The sequence below is a fragment of the Bergeyella anatis genome, from assembly GCF_036016955.1.
Lineage (GTDB): Bacteria > Bacteroidota > Bacteroidia > Flavobacteriales > Weeksellaceae > JAYWXI01.
The window spans coordinates 1-18,328 of the sequence record NZ_JAYWXI010000007.1 but is presented as its reverse complement, the minus strand read 5'-3'; the positions used below and the strand labels follow the sequence as shown (position 1 = coordinate 18,328).

Sequence of the window (18,328 nt, the reverse complement as noted above, 5' to 3'; positions counted from 1 at the left end):
AAACTTCAATTTAGGTAAGGTTAGCCAATAACGGAAACCCCGATTAATTTTCCGATGCCAAAAGTGATGGCTGCGGCGGTGAGTCCAAAGAGAACCATTCGCGTTCCGGAAAACCAAACGGATTTTCCAGTGAAAAGCGTAATGACGGCTCCGATAAGGAAAAGCCCCAAAGCGCTGAACCCTGCACTGCACAGTATCGCCTGATTTCCGCCGGTAAAGAAAAACGGAGTGAGCGGAATAATAGCTCCGATGGCAAAAAGGATAAAAGACGTGAGAGCCGCCTCAAAAGCCGAACCTTTCAGTTCTTCCGCTTCAATTCCAAGTTCTTCTTTGACTAAAACCTTATGCGCTTGAACTTTATCTTTCATTAGTTCTTTGGCAATGGCTGCTGCTTGGTCTTTAGGGATTCCTTTGGTACGGTAAATTAGGGCGAGTTCTTGTTCTTCGCCTTCGGGGTTGGTTTCCAATTCCTCCATCTCCAGATTCATTTGGTTTTCGTAGAGTTCTTGTGAAGATTTTACGGAAATCCATTCGCCTAAGGCCATGGAAAGTGCACCGGCTAAAAGTCCGGCAATACCGGCCAAAAGCACTTCTTGCTGGCCGCTGCTGGCTCCTGCTACTCCCATGATGAGTGAAAAATTGGAAATCAGTCCGTCATTGCCTCCGAGGACGGCTGCTCGGAGAGCGTTACCACCTACATTTTTATGCCTTTTTTCAAATCTGGAGAGTTGATGGGTGGGGATTTTGTCGTTGTTTTCCAAAATGTTTTTTAGAATCCTTACGTGCGCCGTGTCGGAAATGGAGGAGCCTCCTTTGGTTTTTCGCAGTTGCCCGATGGAGTAGGAAAGCGATTTTTCGGTATCCAAAAGTATCCCCAATACGTAATCGTAACCGAAGATTTTTCCGATCCATTTGGTCATTTTGGCTCTGGTGGAAGGGCGGGGCATATCGGTTTCGCTCAGTCCTGCTTTTTTCAGAAAAGCAAGAGCGTGGGCGGTTTCAATTTCTTTCATTTGCTCAAAAATTTCTCGAACGTTTTCGTCTTCCTCGTTTTGAGCCAGTAACCGGTATAGGTAAGCTGTGTCTACCTCGGTTTGTATGTTTTTTAAATTATTTTTTTTCATTTTTTTTAAACTTTAGTTTTAGGGCTTTGCCTCTGTTGATTTGCCTGAAAGGGATGTTGGGGGTGTTTGGATTTCCGTGTGTCTTATTTTACTTCCGGTTTCTCCTGCCGATTGCGCGTAATAAAGGGTTATTACCACTAAGGGAAGGATAAAAAAGGGCATGATTCGGTTAAGCTCCGTGGTTTTAAAACTCAAAACTAAGGCGCACAATGCCGTAACTCCGAGTAAATACGAGAGGGTCGCAAAATGACCAGCAATTTCTTCATGGTGCTGGATAACAGTCTTAGCGATCTGAGGTAAACCGCTTAGGTTTTCTTCTGCTCCTTCCCCGGTGGCCATGGCAAGCATGGTGGTTGTGGCTCCGAGAATCAACAGGAAATAAGCGTTTCTTTTGGAAACCTCCGAACGGAAAATCAAACCAATCATCAGTAGAACAGCCCCTGCCAAAGGAAACACGAGAGGCAAATGGTTGACAACCAAATGCCAATAAGCGATGTTCATTGCGTTTTGATCTTAATTTAAAGTAAGCGATTATTCTTGTAAGAACAATATGGTAGTGTTTTGCGAAGCGAATACAAGCGCTAACCTGTATCCGTTTTATTAGAAGCAGACCTCTACCGAATAGGAATGGCAGCTAAAGACTAAAACTCCGGCTATCCTTCAAGGGATTCCGGGGGACGGAAAAAGGAATAAAGGAAATCGTTGCTATAACCGTTGGAATAATGAAATACCCTTGGGGATTTGATTACGATTTTCTTTCTCTCCGAAGCTATTTCCAGCGTTCTTGGAGGGATAGTGAGCGAGAAGATATGGCTGCCGTAATCATTGGTTTTGAAGGGAAGTTTCATGTCCTGATCGTAGTCGCTGTCCATCAGTTGCTCGTCCACATAGTGGATTTTGATGAAAGAAAATACCGACATGTTAGGGTTTCGCAACTTATGAGAAATGTAATGCTCCACCAGATTGGGCAGTTTGATGACCTGCCTTGCCTCCGGAAAGGAGAAAAGGTAAGCTACAATAAAAAAGTAGGTCATAAACTTTCGCATCAGATGGTTTTCTTTGAAGCAAAGTTAGTTATAAAATATATTGAAAAAATGGAAAGTCTAAATTTAGAATGATTTTAAATATAAGAGATTTAAGCGTTTAACGTTTTTCTTTTTCTTCGATCCATTTGCTTAAATATTTTGTGGCATTTAAGGTGTGGTGTTGCAGGATTTGGCTTAAGAAATTTTTTTGGCGGTGTTCTGCAAGTGAGCGATGCAAAACTTGAAGGCTGTTGGCGAATGAAGAAGCCCATTTTTCTTTGGAAAATTTTTCATTAAGGATTGTTATCCCTTTACTTTGGGCGTCCTTCCAGAGGGGTTCGTCTTGGTAAAGCAAGGCTGCTTTGGCGATGAAGTTTTCTTCCTCGTCTTCCACAAAACCGTTCCAACCACAAGAGGCAAGGAGGCCTTCAGCTCCGATGCTAGAAGTTACGTTAGGAAGGCCGTACTGCATGCTGTCGAGCAGTTTGCCTTTAAGACCGGCGCCGAATGGTATAGGAGCGAGCATGACTTTAGCATGGAGCAGGGTTTCGGCGAGGTTTTCGCATCGCCCTTTAATCCAAAATCCTTCTTTTTCGTTATGGAGGGCAAGAGCTTTATCGGTGGTATAGGCCCCATAGACGTGAAGTTGGGCGTCGGGGCATTTTTTTCGCAGATTGGGCCATATTTTTTTTAGTTTCAGGACGGTATGCCAGTTAGGCTGGTGCAGAAAGTTTCCTATGAATACGAAATGATTGCGTTTAGCAAAATCCGGCATTTTTTTTTCGGGATCGGCCAATAGCGGAAGATAGAGCAGAATGCTTTTATCTATACCAAAGTGTTCTGAAAGCAATTTCATTTCAAAATCCGAGATAATCAGAGAAAGGTCGCACCGAAGGATGGAGGCCATTTCTCTCTTGAATACAGTGTTAATGAGATCTTGCTTTTCCAACGGTTTCCCGTCCAAATAAGCCTGCCTTCTTGCTTCTCTCAGAAAATGAAGGTCTTCGGTGTCCAAGAGGGTCATGGCATGGGGCACATTTTCCCGAACCCGCCAGCCGAATTGTTCTTCGGTTAGAAAACGGTCAAAGAGCACGGCATCGGGCTTCAGGGAGCGGATGGTTTCGTCGAACCGGGAATCGTTTAATCGTATTTTTTCGACGGCGATGTTTTCCGCAAAGGCTTCGTTGTGGGCTGCCGTAAGAAAAGTGATGCGGTAATGGTTTTCCCTAAAGAGTTCCATAAGCTGCATCATGCGTTTGCCTGCCGCAGTGGAGTGAGGCTCGGGAATGACCAAGCCGATAATGACCAAATGTTTTTGCTCGGAAGGCGGAAAAAGAGAATCGTTCATCAGAAAAGAATAACTACAGCTAAACGGGGGCAAGGTAAAAAAAATCAGGTCGTTTTGCAACGAAATAATCGTGTTGATCCGCTTTTAAGCCATTTCAGTGCTAAGTTTTGCTTCCTGAAAATGCTATTTTTTGTTTTTTACAGACGAAAATGGCACGGGGATTGTAAAGAAGAGTGTAGAAGTAAAAAATTAAAATTTAGAAATTATGAAAAAATTATTTTTAGGTGCAGCTTTAGCGATGGGTTCATTGGCATTTGCACAACAGTTTGGTGTTAAAGGAGGTCTTAACGTTTCTTCCATTTCCAAAGAAGGTTTCAGTGATGCAAAATCTAAAGCAGGGTATTATGCCGGGGTGTTTATGAATGCACCGATTGCAGAAAACTTCAGCATCCAGCCGGAACTTATCTATAACAATTTGGGGGCGAAGGCTACTTCATCAACAACTGTTGCAGGTACGACATTGTCTTCCTCAACAAGAACAATTAATTTGGATTACGTGACTGTTCCTGTGATGTTCCAATACCATGTGGTTCCTCAGTTCTACATGGAGGCTGGTCCGGAATTCGGATTCTTGGTTAATGCGAAATCTAAGGGAGAAACTACTATTGCGGGAATTTCTACTTCCTTCAATAATGATATTAAAGACAAAATGAATACCTTTAATTTTGGTTTAGGTTTGGGTGCAGGATTCAACGTGACCAATAACTTCGGAATCAACGCTCGCTATGTGGCTGGATTTACCGATTTGAACAAAGATGGTCAAACCTCTCTTACCAATAGCGACAGCAAGAACAGAAATAACAACTTCCAAGTTGGTATAAGCTACAAATTCTAATAAAAAGACTATCATTTTATTAACACTTTTATACAGAAAGGAGTCGGATTTTGGTTCGGCTCCTTTTGTTTTTTGGATAGAGGCGAAACGGTAATGAAAATTATTTCCGATAAATTTGTCTTAAATTAAAATAAAGCTGTATCTTTGTCATCGAAATACAAACCGAAATTATGTTTTCCAAGGCGTGTGAATACGGAATAAGAGCCTGTGCCTATATCGCGGTAGAGTCGATGCATGGCCGAAAGGTAAAGGTGGCGGACGTGGCCGAAAAGGTAGGCAGTCCGGAAGCTTTTACGGCAAAAATTCTTAGTGCTTTGACAAAACATCAGATTGTCCATTCGGTAAAAGGCCCTTACGGAGGCTTTGAAATTGACGAGGCTGCAGCGAAAAATATTAAAATTAAAGACATTGTGATTGCGGTGGACGGTCATTCGTTGTTTTCCTCGTGCGGTATGGGGTTTTCTTCATGTGATGAAAACAATCCGTGTCCGCTCCATTTTAAGTACATAAATGTTCGTAACGAGCTTTGCAAAATGTTGGAGAATACCACACTTTTTGAAATGGCTACCGATGTGGAAAATAAAAAATCAACCTTATCGGGGAAGTAAAAAAATTTAAACATAAAAACGACAAAATTATCCGAAATGAATTTTAAAAGAGACATTACCTCAAGGGTGGAGATCGAACGTTTGGTGGATACTTTCTACGGTAACGTAAGAAAGGACGATCTGCTTGCCCCGATTTTCGAGGAACTGATTCAGGATCGTTGGGAGGAGCATCTCGAAAAGATGTACCGCTTTTGGCAAACGGTAGTGTTGGATGAGCATACGTATCACGGTGCGCCGTTTCCGCCTCATGCTCGAATGCCGATTGATTCGACGCATTTTCAACGTTGGATTGGTCTTTTCGAAAAAACGTTGGACGATTTATTCGAGGGCGAAAGAGCCGATAAGGCAAAATGGCAAGGGCGGCGTATGGCTCAGTTGTTCGAGTCTAAAATTCATTATTTAAGGGAAGCCCAAACCGGTTTTAATTAAGCGATTTATACTAATACTAAAGACAATCTTATGGACTTACAAAACAAACTTATCGGGGAAATCGTAGCGGACGATTTCAGAACGGCAGCGGTGTTCAAAAAATACAAAATCGACTTCTGCTGCAAAGGCGGACGAACCATCGAAGAAGCCTGCGAAAGCAAAAAAATAAACCCTCAAAAGGTATACGACGATTTGGAACAAATTCCTTCGGTAGAACGTTCGGAAATGGATTTTAAGGCTTTTCCTTTGGACCTGTTGGTCGATTACGTGGAGAAAACCCACCATCGCTACGTGGAGGAAAAAATTCCTGTTCTACAAGCTTTTTTAGAGAAACTTTGTCGGGTTCACGGCGATAGACATCCGGAATTGTTCGAAGTTAAGGCGCTTTTCGACGAGTCGGCTCAGGATTTGTCGGCTCATCTTAAAAAAGAAGAACTTATTCTTTTTCCGTTCATCCGAACCATGGTCAATGCCAAAATTTCGGGGCAGGCCTTTAATCCTCCTCCTTTCGGTACGGTCGAAAATCCCGTGAGCATGATGAAACACGAACACGATGCGGAAGGTGAGCGTTTCCGAAAAATAGCAGCGATAACTTCCGATTATACTCCGCCTGCCGACGCCTGCAATACTTACAAAGTAACGTATGCGATGTTGGCCGACTTCGAGAGCGATCTGCACCGCCATATCCATATCGAAAACAATATTCTTTTTCCGAGTGCCATTAAGATGGAAAGAGAATTATCCGCTTAATCTATGTACGCAAAAGGGTTTTAATCACGGCAGAGGGAAGCAGAAGTGGACTTTCGGCTTCCCTTTTTCGTGAAACCTCAAGGGTTAAGCACCTTTATTCTTCTAAAAAGAAAAATCAATACAAACAATAGAAAACATGGATGTTGACGATTATTTTATCCAAAAAACCAATGCCGTTAGGAAACGATACACCAAAGGAGAGCTCGTGGTGGAAGAAGACGTGATTTCCCGTTATTTTTATTATTTGGAGAAAGGGGAGGTGTGCGTATATCATTTCACCGAAGAAGGCAAGGAGTTTCTTCAGCATAAGGTTCGGGAGCAGGCTTTTTTCGGAGAGCCGGCGGTACTGTTGGGAAAGCCTTTTCCGGGGACGGTAAAGGTGAGTTCCGACGAAGCGTTGGTGATAAAAATCGAACGGCAATGTTTTTTGGATTTTCTTTCGGCTCATCCCCAGTGGAATTTGGAGTTCATGAAAACCATTGCGGCTAAGGCCTTGAGTAAAAGCGATATTTTGAAAAACATTATGTTTCAAAACCCCGAAGAAAAAATCCTTGGGCTTTTGAAAAACTATAAAAAAGGAAGGAAAGAAAAGGTTTTAATCCAACTGACCAGAAACGAAATGGGGCAGATGTTGGGGCTCACGGTGGAAACGGTCATCAGAACCGTCAAAAAAATGGAACGAAAAGGATTGGTGAAAATCGTGGAAGGAAAAATTTACTATTAATCTTCAGATAAATGGGTTCATATGGGAAAGCATTGGGATAAATTTTGGATAAAAATCAGTCTTTTTAATTTTTTTTTAGTGGCTTTTATGGGCGCTTTAATGCGTTATAAAATCGTTTGGTCGATTCCTTTTTTGGATCAAAAGCACTTGCAGGAGGCGCATTCGCATTTTGCGTTTTACGGCTGGATAAGTTCGGTGGTTTACCTCTTGATTTTTAGATCGGTAAGGACGCAACTGCCCTCGGGAAAAATTAAAGCATACCAAGGGATTATCGGGCTGAATATCGTGGCTTCGTACGGGATGCTTTTTTCGTTTTTGTGGAGTGGGTATTATTGGGGATCCATTTTTTGGTCGGCTTTGGCTTTGATTCTCGGATGGGGAATGTTGGGACTGTGGCTTAGGGATTATGGAAAATTGGCGCCTCATCCTTCAAAACTATGGTTTTTGGGAGGGTTGTCTTTGGCTGCTTTTTCTTCCGCAGGGGTTTTTTCTTTGGTGTATCTGAAGGCTTCGGGGCTGATTAATCCTTCGTTTTATATGGCGTCGACTTTATTTTACCTTCATTTCCAATACAACGGCTTTTTCCTTTTTTCTTGCCTTGGGATTTTATCGGATTTCCTTTCTTTTCAAGAAAAGGATTTGCAAAAGCATCGGTTGGTGTTTTGGGGAATGTTTTTTTCGGTTTTGGGAGGATATGCTTTATCGGTCACTTGGTTGGATCGTTCCGGATGGCTTTTGGGAGTTGCCGCCTTAGGGAATATTCTTCAGCTTTTGTCGGTATGGGGACTGGTGGGATTGGTTAAAAGTCCTCTTGCCCGTTTTCTGAGCCAAAGAAAACCTTTGGAAAAAATAATCTTCGTTGTGGTTGCGGGAGCTTATTTCCTTAAAGTGATTTTACAACAATTTTCAATTATACCGGAGGTTAGTCAATGGGTTTTTGGGTTCAGGACGATTGTTATTGCCTATTTGCATTTGGTTCTTTTGGTCTGTATCAGCAGTTTCCTTCTTTTTGCTATTGTCGTCGGGTACGACTTTCGCCAAACCCGTATGTTCAGACTTGGGATGACTTTGTATCTCGTTTTTGTTTTGCTCAATGAGTTGGGATTGGCTCAGATTGGGGTGCTTTCTTTGTTTGGTTTTTATTGGCGGTGGTCTCCGGTGCTATTGTGGTGGATTTCGGTGGTGTTGGTTATGGCGGTTTTATTTTTGTTTTTCGGTTTGAGAAGCAAAAAAAATAAAGAGGAAATTTATTCCTCTTTATAAATGGTGGTTTTCTGATCTTTGGTGGTAAGTTTACCCGATCGTCCGTCCTGTAGGATTTCCCAAGAGAAGGTTTCTCCGACGAAAATGGGGTTTCCGTCGTGGTTGATTCCTGCGGCTTTGAGTTCTTGTTTTACCCCTTGTTTTTCGAGTTTTACGGCAACTTCATTGCCTTTTGCAAAATAGATGAGGGTAAGGGTTGTGCCGTCGCTGTCTTTATAACTTCTTTGGGGTTGGCTCAGGCTTTCTTCCTGAGCATAATCACCAGTAGGCTGTTGGTTTTGTTTTTCGCCACATGAGACGGCTAATCCTAAACCGAGAATTAGAGTGAGGAATGAAGCTTTTTTCATAAGAGGTTACGGTTTTAAACTCAAAATGTATTTCACCATTTTTTTCGCATTTTCTTCGCTCATTCCGGCGTGTGGGGTCATTGGGATTTCGCCCCAGTTTCCTTTTCCTCCTTCGATGATTTTTTTGGCAAGCATCTCGGTATCGGCTTCGGTGTACTTGGCGGCAATTTCTTGGTAGGACGGACCTACGAGTTTGGCGTCAATTTTATGGCAGCTTAGGCAGTCGGCTCCTTCAATCAAGGCCAGTCCTTCGTCTTTGGAATCAGAGGGGGCGTTTGTTTCGGGAGCGGGTTCTTCCAACATGATGTTGCTGGAGGGCTCTACTTGGGGTGTTTCTTTTTTGTTGCATGCCGTGGCAAGGACAATCCATCCCAAGCCGTAGATAAATGTTTTTTTCATGATAGTAGTAGGTTTAAAATAAGGTGTAACAAAAATCCGTAAATAAAAATGAAAGGCTTATGACGGGAGTCATAAAGACGGGGGGAGTGTTCGGGGTACATTTGTTGGAGAAACATTAATACCTATTTCGAAAATGAAAAAACTGAAATTATTTTTAATGAGCGGAGTGGTGCTTTCTGCTTTGTCATGTGGCGGAGACAACAAACCACAAGAGAGCGGGACGGCTCCCGCGACAGAAACAGCTCAAACCGATGCAGGTTCTTCATCGGATGGCGGCTATGATCCTCAGGTGGGAATGGGCAAATTTACCACCGAAAATGTGGATGTGAGCAAATTTGATGCTGCTATGGCTTCCGAAGGGCAGAAAATAGCGGAAGTTAAATGCATCTCGTGCCACAAACCTACGGATGAGAAATTGGTTGGCCCGGGCTGGAAAGGGGTAACCGAGCGTCGTACGGCTCCTTGGATTATGAATTTCATCACTAATCCGGATCCGATGATTGACAAAGATCCGGAACTTCAGAAGCAACTGGAACTTTGCATGGTAAGAATGCCTAACCAAAGTTTGAGCGATCAGGACGCGCGCGGTATTTTGGAATATATGAGACAAATTGACGGAGCTAAATAATATCATCATGAAACTAAAAAAACTATTAGGCTATTCGGCTTTAGTTCTGGGTGGGCTTTATGCTTTGGAAAGTTGCAAGCCCAAAGGCGCAGAGAATGTAGTGGCCGGTGATGCGGCCGAGAAGGTGTATGTGGCCCCAGGGAAACACGATGAATTTTACAATTTCGTGAGTGGGGGATTTAATGGACAGATGGGGGTTTACGGGTTGCCCAGTGGTCGGCTTTTGAAGGTGGTTCCCATTTTTTCGGTGAACCCCGAGAACGGCTATGGCTACAGCGAAGAAACCAAACCGATGTTGGAAACTTCTCATGGTTTTGTGCCTTGGGACGATCAACACCATTTGGAGCTTTCACAAACCAACGGAGAGGTGGATGGTCGTTGGATTTTTGCTAATGCCAATAACACGCCCCGTATCGCAAGGGTAGATCTTACTTCCTTTAAAACGGTGGAAATTTTAGAACTTCCGAATTCGGCGGGGAACCACTCTTCCCCCTTTATTACCGAAAATACGGAATATGTTGTGGCGGGAACGCGATTCTCGGTGCCTACGGACGACGTTAACGGCGATGTGCCTATTAATAGCTTCAAGGAGAACTTTAAAGGCGTGATTTCTTTCGTTAAGGTGGATCCAAACACGGGCGAGATGAATTTGGCTTTCCAAATTGAAGCCCCCGGCGTTAACTTTGACCTTTCTCATGCAGGGAAAGGCAAATCGCACGGATGGTTCTTTTTCTCTTGTTACAACTCGGAGCAGGCCAATAGCTTGTTAGAGGTTAATGCGTCGCAGTTCGATAAGGATTTTATCATGGCTTTGGACTGGAAGAAAGCAGAGGAATACGTGAAAGCCGGAAAAGGAAGAAAAGTAAAGACTTCGTATGCGCATAACAAATGGAACGAAGAAACCCATACGGGGACTTCTACCATGGAGCAGGAGGTTACGGTATTATCCACCAAGGAGTTGAAAGATTTGTGTTATTTTATGCCGACGCCGAAATCGCCTCACGGTTGCGATGTGGATCCTACCGGAGAATATATCGTCGGTTCGGGGAAATTGGCGGCACTGATTCCGGTGCACAGTTTTACCAAAATGCTTAACGCCATTAAGAATAAGGAATTTGCCGGAGAATACGATGGGGTTCCGATTCTTAAATACGAGTCGACGCTTCACGGAGAAGTTCAAAAGCCCGGTTTGGGCCCGCTTCATACGGAATTTGACGACAAAGGAAATGCTTACACCTCTTTCTTCGTTTCTTCGGAGGTCGTGAAGTGGGATATCAAGACGCTTAAAGTGTTAGATCGTCAGCCGACGTTTTATTCGGTGGGGCACCTTATGATTCCGGGGGGCGATTCCAAAAAACCTTTCGGGAAGTATCTGGTGGCGTATAATAAAATTACGAAAGACCGATTCCTTCCCACAGGACCGGAGTTGGCTCAGTCGGCTCAACTGTACGATATCAGCGGAGATAAAATGAAACTTCTTTTGGATTTTCCTACATTCGGAGAACCGCATTATGCTCAGGCACTTCCGGCGGCGCTGATAGCGGATAAGCAGGTGAAGTTTTACGATATTGCTAAAAATAAACACCCTTACGTGACCAAGGGCGAAGCCGAATCCAAAGTGGTGAGAGAGGGCAATAAGGTTCATGTGTACATGACTTCCATCCGTTCGCACTTTGCTCCGGATAATATAGAGGGCATTAAGGTTGGGGATGAAGTTTACTTCCATGTAACCAATTTGGAGCAAGACTGGGATGTGCCCCACGGGTTTGCGATTAAAGGGGCTGAAAATGCCGAACTTTTGATCATGCCGGGAGAAACGTGCACGCTTAAATGGGTTCCGAAAAAAGCCGGAATGTTCCCGATGTATTGTACGGATTTCTGTTCGGCTCTGCATCAGGAAATGCAAGGGTATGTTCGAGTCTCTCCTGCGGGAAGTTCAACGCCTCTTATTTTCAGTCTGAATAATAAGGCCGATAATGCCCAAAGTCCGGTGAAAACCGCACAAACAAAATAAAATGATAGGGGCGGCTAATAACCGCCCTTTCTTTTCTTAAAAAGAAAGACAGATTACAATGGAAAATAAAAAATTATCGAAGTCTTCTGTGGGATTGCTTGCCCTTTGTGCTTTGGCTTTAGTGGGAAGTCTTTTTGTTCCGCTGTGGGTGATTTATTTGGAGGCTCCGCAGTATCCGGAAGGGTTGGAGATGTACCTCCATGCAGATAAAATTTCGGGCGATTACAAGATCATTAATGGGCTAAACCATTATATCGGAATGAAAGAAATTCATCAGGATGATTTTTGGGAGTTTAGGGTTATGCCTTATATTCTTGGTTTTTTTGCGGCATTTGCTCTTTTTACGGCTTGGTTGCGCCGTCCTTTTGCGCTTTATGTTTTTACGGCTTTGTTTCTTTTGTTCGGCGTGGCTTTCATGGTGGATTTTTACCTTTGGGAGTACGATTACGGGCATAATCTTAAGCCCGATGCGGCCATTGTGGTACCGGGAATGACTTACCAGCCGCCGCTTTTGGGGTATAAGCAGCTTCTTAATTTTGGGGCTTATTCTTATCCTTATACGGGAGGGTGGCTTATGGTATCGGTGGCTTTGATTGCTTTGGTTTTGTCCTTTTTTGAATTCAGAAAACGTTAAAAATAGATACTTATGAAATATTATGTTTTTACTTTATGGATGGCGTTGGTAACGCTTACTTCTTTTTCTTGCACGAGTAAAGAGGTGGAACCTTTTGTTTTGGGAAAAGATCAGTGTTCGCACTGCAAGATGGTGATTCAGGATGCGCGTTATGCCACGGAACTTATCACGGAAAAAGGAAGGGTTTATAAATTCGATGATTTGGCTTGTATGGAGGCTTATGCTAAGGAAAATTCGTCGGGAATAGGCCAGGCGCGTTTTTATGTTTCCGATTTTGCAACGTTGGACTTGTTTCCATTGGAGAAGGCGTTTAAAATCACGGGAGGTCAGGTAAAAAGTCCGATGAACGGTAATGTGGCGGCTTTCAAGAGCAAAGATGAGGCTTTGAAACAGGCGCATAAACTTCAGGCTTCCCTGGTGAAATAATAGGTTGTTTTGCTTTTGAAACTCTTAAAGCTCAAGGGGATGTTTTTTAGACGGTTGCTTATTTTAACGGGGCTGTTTTCGGTATTTTTTGCTTTTGCTGGCATTCATCATGTGGGCAAGGGGAAGGCGTTTGCCACGATACAGGCGGCTTTGCGTCAGGCGGCTCGGGGCGATACGCTGATGGTTTATGCGGGGCATTACAAAGAAGGCAATTTGAATCTGGATAAGCCCATTACGTTAATAGGTATTGGCTATCCCGTGTTGGACGGCGAAATGAAGCATGAGGTGGTTTCTTTTCGGGCGGATGGGATTGTTCTTCAGGGGTTTAAAATTATCCGTTCGGGCGCGGATGAAGTGAGAAATATCGGTGCGGTGCGCTTGTACGATAGTCGTTTTTCGGTTATTCGGAATAATATTTTTGAGGATAATTACTTTGGTATTACAGTGCAGAGGGGATTTCGTTGTCTGATTGAAAATAATAAAATCACCACTTCTCGTGGCGGATCTCAGGAGTCGATTGGCGACGGTATTCATGTTTGGTCGAGTTCGGAAATTTGGATTAAAAGAAACTTTATTTCCGGTCATAAAGACGGCATTTATTTGGAAAAGGCGAATAATAGCTTTGTTTTCAGGAATCTTTCTTTGGATAACAAACGTTACGGTCTTCACTTTATGTTTTCCCATAATAATGTGTATACGGCTAATGTGTTTAAGCACAACGAGGCCGGGGTTGCCGTGATGTATAGTCGGAATGTAGAGATGAATTACAACAAATTTTTAGATAATAAGGGCGAGAATATTTGTGGTCTTTTACTTAAGGATTTAACTTTTAGTCGGGTGAGGCATAATACGTTTCGGGATAATTCGGTGGGGGTTTTTATGGATGGTTCCTCCAAGATTGATTTTTACCGTAATGTGTTCGAAGGGAATGGCTGGGGGCTTAAAATCAATGCAAATTGTATCGAAAACAAGCTGTATAATAATGATTTTTTGGCTAATGTTTACGATGTGAGTACCAGCGGGAGTGTTTTTCTCAATACTTTCCGCGGCAACTATTGGGACAAGTACGAGGGGTATGACCTCGATAAGGATAAAATGGGGGATATTCCGTTTTATCCGCTGAGTCTTTATTCGGTGATGGCGGAGCAAACCCCTATGGTTATGATTCTTTTCGGGACGTTTTTCGTGGAGCTGATGAATCGTTCCGAGAAATTAATGCCGAGTTTGACTCCCGAGAGTTTTGTGGACGAAACGCCTTCGATGAGGCGTAATAACCTTTAGAAATACAGAAAAAGAATGATAGAAATCGAAAAACTGACCAAGACTTTTGGCAAGTTCAAGGCTCTGGATAACGTCAATATTCGCTGTCGGGAGGGGCGTTCGGTGGCATTCATTGGGCCGAATGGTTGTGGAAAAACCACTTTGATCAAAAGTATTTTGGGGCTTAACACCATTGAAACGGGGCAGATTAGGGTGCTGGGTAAGGATGTTTCCAGAGAGGAGAGTTACCGTGCGGCGGTGGGGTATATGCCTCAAATGGGGAAGTATCCCGAAAACATGACGATTAAGGAAACGTTGGACATGATTTTGGATAACCGCAGGTATGATGGCGATTTGGATACGGATTTAATGGAAGCCTATGGTATTGACAAACTGGGCTCTAAAGCGATGGGCAACCTATCCGGGGGGACTATTCAGAAGGTCAGTGCGGTGATTGCTTTTATGTTCAATCCTTCGGTGATTATTTTGGATGAGCCTACGGCGGGGTTGGATCCGATAGCTTCCGAAATTCTGAAAAATAAAATTCTAAAAGAGAGAGGGAAGGGAAAATTAATCATCATTACGTCGCATTTGCTCAGTGAGTTGGAAACGATTGTGGACGAGGTGGTGTTTCTTTCTGAGGGGAAGGTGTTGTTTCACAAAGACGTCGATCAATTAAAACAAGATACCGGAGAGCGCAGTCTTTCCAAGGCGATTACTATGATTTTAAGACCATTGCAAGATGTATAAGATAGCAAAATTTATTCTGAAAGATATTCTGAAAAGCAAAATTACCGGTTTTTATGCCGTTATTTTATTTGTTTTGTCGTGGGCGGCTTTGGGCATGGAGGGCCATCCGGCGAAGGCTAATCTCAATTTGCTCAATATTGTATTGTTTGTAGTGCCTTTGTTTAGCTTGGTGTTTTCTGTGATTTATGTTTATAATAGTTCGCAGTTTATCGAACTTCTTTCTACTCAGCCTATTAAGAGGGATGTGATATGGACGGGGATTTTCTTGGGATTGTCACTTTCGCAGGTTTTGGTTTTTTTAGCGGGGTGTGGCATTCCCATTTTTATTTATTCTTCTATTGATTATGGGCTTTGCGTGTTACTTGGAGGGGCTCTGCTTTGCTTGGATTTTGTGGCATTGGCGATGTATGCGGCGGTGTCCACGAACGATAAGGCTAAAGGGATTGGGATAGCAATTTTTGTTTGGGTGTTTTTTAATATTTTTTATGACGGGCTTCTCCTTATCTTGATGTTTCAGTTTTCGGATTATCCTATTGAACGCATTATGGTGGTTTTGTCTTCACTCAGCCCGATAGGGCTTACGCGGGTTTTTGCCCAGTTGCAGTTGGATTTATCGGGAATGCTGGGGTATTCCGGAGCGATTTTTAAGTCGATTTTTGGTACGGGCAGTGGGATTTTTATTTCGGGGTTAATTCTTTTACTTTGGGCGGGGCTTCCGTTTTTGGGCAGTTTGCTTAAATTTAGAAGGAAAGATTTGTGATTTTTTAGCTTTGGAGCAAATCTTTTATTCTCGATACATAGTTTAAGACCTCACGGTTGTGAGGTCTTTTATTTTGCGTTTTGTTCTACGGTTTCCGTAGAGGTTTTACCGAGATCTTTCATTTTGATTTTTCGGCGTTTGGTTTTTTGTTGCAACTCTCCGAGGTAAATCATTTTGAGGTTGCTATACAGGGATTGTCGGCTAACGACCATAGCGACGAGGGAGGAAATCATTCCGGCCATCATCAGGTAAAAGATGAGGGAATGGCGGTCGGTCATTTCCAAAACCAGTATGGCGGAGGTAAATGGGGCTCGGGTAATTCCCGTTAAAAAGGCGACCATTCCGGCCAGGATAACGACATTGGTTTCGTTGCTTTGCAGTTCGAGCAGTCCTGATAGGAATGCGCCGAAACTGGCTCCGGCACTAAGCGCGGGAGCGAATATTCCACCGGCACCTCCCGAGGTGAATGAAAGGGCCGGGCCGATGACTCTGAAAAGCGGAACGTACCATGCTTCGGATTTATCGGCCGTAAAGAGTACACGGTCGATAATGGTTTTACCTGAGCCTAAAATCTCTCCACTGAAAAAGTAAGCCAAAGAAGCGATAATCAAAGCGCTGGCGATGAGGAAAGCAATTTGTTGGCGGTTGGTTTTTAGTCTTTTTTTCCATCGGTTGATGCGCAACATGACGGTGGAAAGGTAACTGCTGATCAGCCCGCAGATAATGGCAATTAGGATGACTGGAAAGATGATTTTCAGGGTAACGCCGGCGGTTTTCGGGTACCCGAGATAGAGGTAAGAGCCGGCGAGCCATTGGGCGGTGAGTCCTGCAACGATAACAGCAGTAAAAAGGGCTGTTTTGAAATAATTAAAATGAATTTTGGCTAACTCTTCCACGGCAAAGACAATTCCACCCATTGGAGTGTTAAATGCGGCGGAAAGTCCGGCGGCTGCTCCGGTGAGAATCATGTTTTTAACGGAGATTTTCGGCCACCATTTGGGGAGGATTTGATTCACGAACCGAAAGATTGAACCGGCAATTTGTATGGTGGGGCCTTCCCGTCCGATGGCTCCTCCTCCGATAACCATTACGATGCTGGAAAGCACTTTGATGACAAGGATTTTGAAACTTAAAAGGTATTTTATTTTGTAGCGTTCTTTGGGAGTGGCCAGGTCTACGGCCGCCATTACCTGCGGGATGCCGCTGCCTTTGGCATAAGGCGAATAGTTTTTGACGAGCCACCAAGATAGGACAAAGCCTGTGGGAGCAAGAAGAAAGATGCTTAGGCGGTTGTAGTTAAGGATAAGATGCAGCAGTTCTTCCCCCCATTCGAAAAGTTTGGCGTATAGGACGGCGGCGATTCCCGTAAGGAAAGAGGCGATCCAAAACGGAACGGCTTGGAGAAGATTGTGCTTCAGCTGCTCGTTATGGATGTTGTCGAAGGCGTGTTTTAATCTGTATTTTAGGTAAGCGACTATTTTTTGCATTCGTATTGGGCGAGGTTTTCGATTTCGGTTTGGTTAAGACGGTAGACCGTCCATTCGTCCATTGGGAATGCACCGAGGGATTTGTAAAAGGCGATGGAAGGGGCGTTCCAATTAAGCACACTCCATTCCATACGGCCGCAGTCTTTGCTCTTTGCAATTCGGGCCAATGCTGCCAGTAAGGCTTTTCCGTAGCCTTTTCCGCGGTATTCGGGTTCAACGAAGAGGTCTTCCAAGTACAATCCGGGTTTGCCTAAAAACGTGGAAAAATTGTAGAAATAAAGGGCAAAGCCTACCGGGCGGTTTTGTTCTTCGGCAATGAGAACTTCGGCGTAACGGTCTTCAAAAAGTTTGCGGCGTAGTTCTTCGACGGTGGCCACCATTTCTTCTTCCATTTTTTCGTAGATGGCCAACTGGCGGATGAGATGATGGATGGTTTCGGTATCGGAAGCTTCGGCTTTTCGAATCTTAAAATTCATAAACAGAGATATTTTATCAAAAATAAAAAAAATATCCGAAAGGAAATCAAGTCTTTCGGATGGGATTTGGAGAGGGAGGAGTTAGGCTACGCCTGCATTTTTTGAGACTTCATCCACGAGCTGGATGACTTTCATCATTCGGCCCTCGTCTTCAAATACGTCGAAGATACCGTTGTCGTATTGTTCATTGAATGGAGGCGAGGTTAGCATGGAGCGGTCTAATATCCCGTTTTTGTTTAGATAATGAATGATTTTTTCAATGAATACCATTTGGTCGGCGGTAAGGTTTTCTTCTTGGATAAACTTAGAAAAATGAGTATTGGCCGCTTCGATGTCCATTCCCAATACCTTACGAATAAATACCCCCAAAGATTGGGTTTCGTACTCTTTTTCAATGTCTTTCAGGTGGAATTGTTGATGCTCAAAGAAGGTTTCCAGCGAGTGAAGATCGGAGGGCGTAATCGGGATGTTACGGTAGAGTTTGTCGATGACCAAGTGGTTTCGGTTTTTTCGGATGAAGTGTTCCACGCGGTCTTTATAGCTTTGCAGGGATGTGTAAGAATCAATAACGTCAAAATTTTTTATCTCTTCGGGATTGAGGACGTCTTCGATGCTGGTATATATGGGCGTTTGTTTATTTTCGTCTTTTAAAAATTTGTTGAGATCCCTCAGTTCTGTGCGTAGGTTTTCTATTTGATCCAAAGAAAGAGAATCCCAAAAATTATCGGATTGAAGCTGCTTAATTAAAGGCTCTTTTTGTTTTATGGAAGGGATATTCAGCTTTTGGTACAAAAGGGAGGCTACTTGCCGAAGGTGTACGTCTTCAAACTAAATTGGACATTTTATAATAAATGTTTAAGGAGTATTTCAGGTTATAAACTTAATAATTTCTGTTGAAAATACAACTGTCTTCTTTTTCGGATTGAATCCGATTTTATTTGTCTTCTTTTTTCCAAAATTTGCTCAGATCTTCCGAAGTACACATCTGCTGGAGGAAGGTTTTTCAAAGATTCGTGATATCGCTTGTTATTGTAGTTTTCT

The 18,328-nt window shown here is 43.3% G+C and carries 22 protein-coding genes; 13 read left to right on the top strand and 9 right to left on the bottom strand.

Annotated elements, in window-relative coordinates; all coding sequences use genetic code 11:
• Positions 1-20 precede the first annotated feature (20 nt).
• The 4 genes from VQ048_RS06385 to VQ048_RS06370 form a co-directional block, all read right to left on the bottom strand.
• A complete protein-coding gene (locus tag VQ048_RS06385) occupies positions 21-1,124 on the bottom strand; it encodes a VIT1/CCC1 transporter family protein (protein WP_327610857.1) in 1,104 nt (367 codons plus the stop codon).
• An 18-nt stretch (positions 1,125-1,142) separates the two neighbouring features.
• Complete coding sequence (locus VQ048_RS06380) at positions 1,143-1,625, bottom strand: hypothetical protein (protein ID WP_327610856.1); 483 nt, start codon at positions 1,623-1,625, stop codon at positions 1,143-1,145.
• A 152-nt stretch (positions 1,626-1,777) separates the two neighbouring features.
• The gene (locus tag VQ048_RS06375) at positions 1,778-2,170 is read right to left on the bottom strand and encodes a hypothetical protein (protein WP_327610855.1); all 393 of its coding nucleotides are present in this window, start codon (positions 2,168-2,170) and stop codon (positions 1,778-1,780) included.
• A gap of 97 nt (positions 2,171-2,267) precedes the next feature.
• Entirely contained in the window at positions 2,268-3,497 is a 1,230-nt protein-coding gene (locus VQ048_RS06370; protein WP_327610854.1) for a glycosyltransferase family 4 protein, read from the bottom strand.
• 205 nt (positions 3,498-3,702) lie between these two features.
• Between VQ048_RS06370 and VQ048_RS06365 the strand changes: the two genes are divergently transcribed.
• From VQ048_RS06365 to VQ048_RS06340, 6 genes are all read left to right on the top strand, one after another.
• Positions 3,703-4,332 carry a porin family protein gene (locus VQ048_RS06365; RefSeq protein WP_327610853.1) on the top strand — a complete coding sequence of 210 codons (630 nt, stop codon included), beginning with the start codon at positions 3,703-3,705 and terminating at the stop codon, positions 4,330-4,332.
• Between the two features lie 170 nt (positions 4,333-4,502).
• Positions 4,503-4,940 (top strand): RrF2 family transcriptional regulator, encoded by a 438-nt coding sequence (locus tag VQ048_RS06360; RefSeq protein WP_327610852.1) that lies wholly within the window; start codon positions 4,503-4,505, stop codon positions 4,938-4,940.
• Positions 4,941-4,976: 36 nt separating this feature from the next.
• The gene (locus VQ048_RS06355; protein WP_327610851.1) at positions 4,977-5,369 is read left to right on the top strand and encodes a group III truncated hemoglobin; all 393 of its coding nucleotides are present in this window, start codon (positions 4,977-4,979) and stop codon (positions 5,367-5,369) included.
• A gap of 30 nt (positions 5,370-5,399) precedes the next feature.
• Positions 5,400-6,119 (top strand): iron-sulfur cluster repair di-iron protein, encoded by a 720-nt coding sequence (gene ric / locus VQ048_RS06350; protein WP_327610850.1) that lies wholly within the window; start codon positions 5,400-5,402, stop codon positions 6,117-6,119.
• A gap of 136 nt (positions 6,120-6,255) precedes the next feature.
• A complete protein-coding gene (locus VQ048_RS06345) occupies positions 6,256-6,843 on the top strand; it encodes a Crp/Fnr family transcriptional regulator (protein ID WP_327610849.1) in 588 nt (195 codons plus the stop codon).
• 21 nt (positions 6,844-6,864) lie between these two features.
• Positions 6,865-8,106: a DUF2339 domain-containing protein gene (locus VQ048_RS06340; protein WP_327610848.1), complete on the top strand. Its 1,242-nt coding sequence runs from the start codon at positions 6,865-6,867 to the stop codon at positions 8,104-8,106.
• On the opposite strand, the gene VQ048_RS06335 is transcribed toward VQ048_RS06340, so the two are convergent.
• Positions 8,091-8,453 (bottom strand): hypothetical protein, encoded by a 363-nt coding sequence (locus VQ048_RS06335; protein ID WP_327610847.1) that lies wholly within the window; start codon positions 8,451-8,453, stop codon positions 8,091-8,093. The genes VQ048_RS06340 and VQ048_RS06335 overlap by 16 nt on opposite strands.
• Before the next feature lie 6 nt (positions 8,454-8,459).
• Positions 8,460-8,852: a c-type cytochrome gene (locus VQ048_RS06330; protein ID WP_327610846.1), complete on the bottom strand. Its 393-nt coding sequence runs from the start codon at positions 8,850-8,852 to the stop codon at positions 8,460-8,462.
• 133 nt (positions 8,853-8,985) lie between these two features.
• On the opposite strand from VQ048_RS06330, the gene VQ048_RS06325 reads away from it, so the two are divergent.
• Genes VQ048_RS06325 through VQ048_RS06295 form a run of 7 tightly spaced genes read left to right on the top strand, consistent with a single transcriptional unit; the run spans position 8,986 to position 15,324 of the window.
• Positions 8,986-9,480 (top strand): c-type cytochrome, encoded by a 495-nt coding sequence (locus tag VQ048_RS06325; protein WP_327610845.1) that lies wholly within the window; start codon positions 8,986-8,988, stop codon positions 9,478-9,480.
• Positions 9,481-9,487: 7 nt separating this feature from the next.
• Positions 9,488-11,494 (top strand): Sec-dependent nitrous-oxide reductase, encoded by a 2,007-nt coding sequence (gene nosZ, locus VQ048_RS06320; RefSeq protein WP_327610844.1) that lies wholly within the window; start codon positions 9,488-9,490, stop codon positions 11,492-11,494.
• A 58-nt stretch (positions 11,495-11,552) separates the two neighbouring features.
• Positions 11,553-12,128, top strand: coding sequence for a hypothetical protein (locus VQ048_RS06315; protein WP_327610843.1), 576 nt, complete (start codon positions 11,553-11,555; stop codon positions 12,126-12,128).
• Between the two features lie 12 nt (positions 12,129-12,140).
• Entirely contained in the window at positions 12,141-12,554 is a 414-nt protein-coding gene (locus VQ048_RS06310; protein ID WP_327610842.1) for a nitrous oxide reductase accessory protein NosL, read from the top strand.
• Positions 12,555-12,593: 39 nt separating this feature from the next.
• Positions 12,594-13,835, top strand: a complete 1,242-nt coding sequence (gene nosD, locus VQ048_RS06305; RefSeq protein WP_327610841.1) for a nitrous oxide reductase family maturation protein NosD — start codon at positions 12,594-12,596, stop codon at positions 13,833-13,835.
• A gap of 15 nt (positions 13,836-13,850) precedes the next feature.
• Positions 13,851-14,564 (top strand): ABC transporter ATP-binding protein, encoded by a 714-nt coding sequence (locus VQ048_RS06300; RefSeq protein WP_327610840.1) that lies wholly within the window; start codon positions 13,851-13,853, stop codon positions 14,562-14,564.
• Positions 14,557-15,324: an ABC transporter permease gene (locus tag VQ048_RS06295; protein WP_327610839.1), complete on the top strand. Its 768-nt coding sequence runs from the start codon at positions 14,557-14,559 to the stop codon at positions 15,322-15,324. Before VQ048_RS06300 ends, VQ048_RS06295 begins: the two co-directional genes overlap by 8 nt.
• Positions 15,325-15,392: 68 nt before the next feature.
• Here VQ048_RS06295 and VQ048_RS06290 read toward each other — a convergent pair whose 3' ends face one another.
• The 3 genes from VQ048_RS06290 to VQ048_RS06280 all read right to left on the bottom strand — a co-directional run bounded on the left by VQ048_RS06290 (position 15,393) and on the right by VQ048_RS06280 (position 18,079).
• A complete protein-coding gene (locus tag VQ048_RS06290) occupies positions 15,393-16,811 on the bottom strand; it encodes a chloride channel protein (RefSeq protein ID WP_327610838.1) in 1,419 nt (472 codons plus the stop codon).
• The gene (locus VQ048_RS06285; protein ID WP_327610837.1) at positions 16,799-17,287 is read right to left on the bottom strand and encodes a GNAT family N-acetyltransferase; all 489 of its coding nucleotides are present in this window, start codon (positions 17,285-17,287) and stop codon (positions 16,799-16,801) included. The genes VQ048_RS06290 and VQ048_RS06285 overlap by 13 nt, the downstream gene beginning before the upstream one ends.
• 81 nt (positions 17,288-17,368) lie before the next feature.
• On the bottom strand, positions 17,369-18,079 hold the full coding sequence (locus VQ048_RS06280) for a type I restriction-modification enzyme R subunit C-terminal domain-containing protein (RefSeq protein ID WP_327610836.1): 711 nt from the start codon (positions 18,077-18,079) through the stop codon (positions 17,369-17,371).
• Between the last annotated feature and the right edge of the window lie 249 nt (positions 18,080-18,328).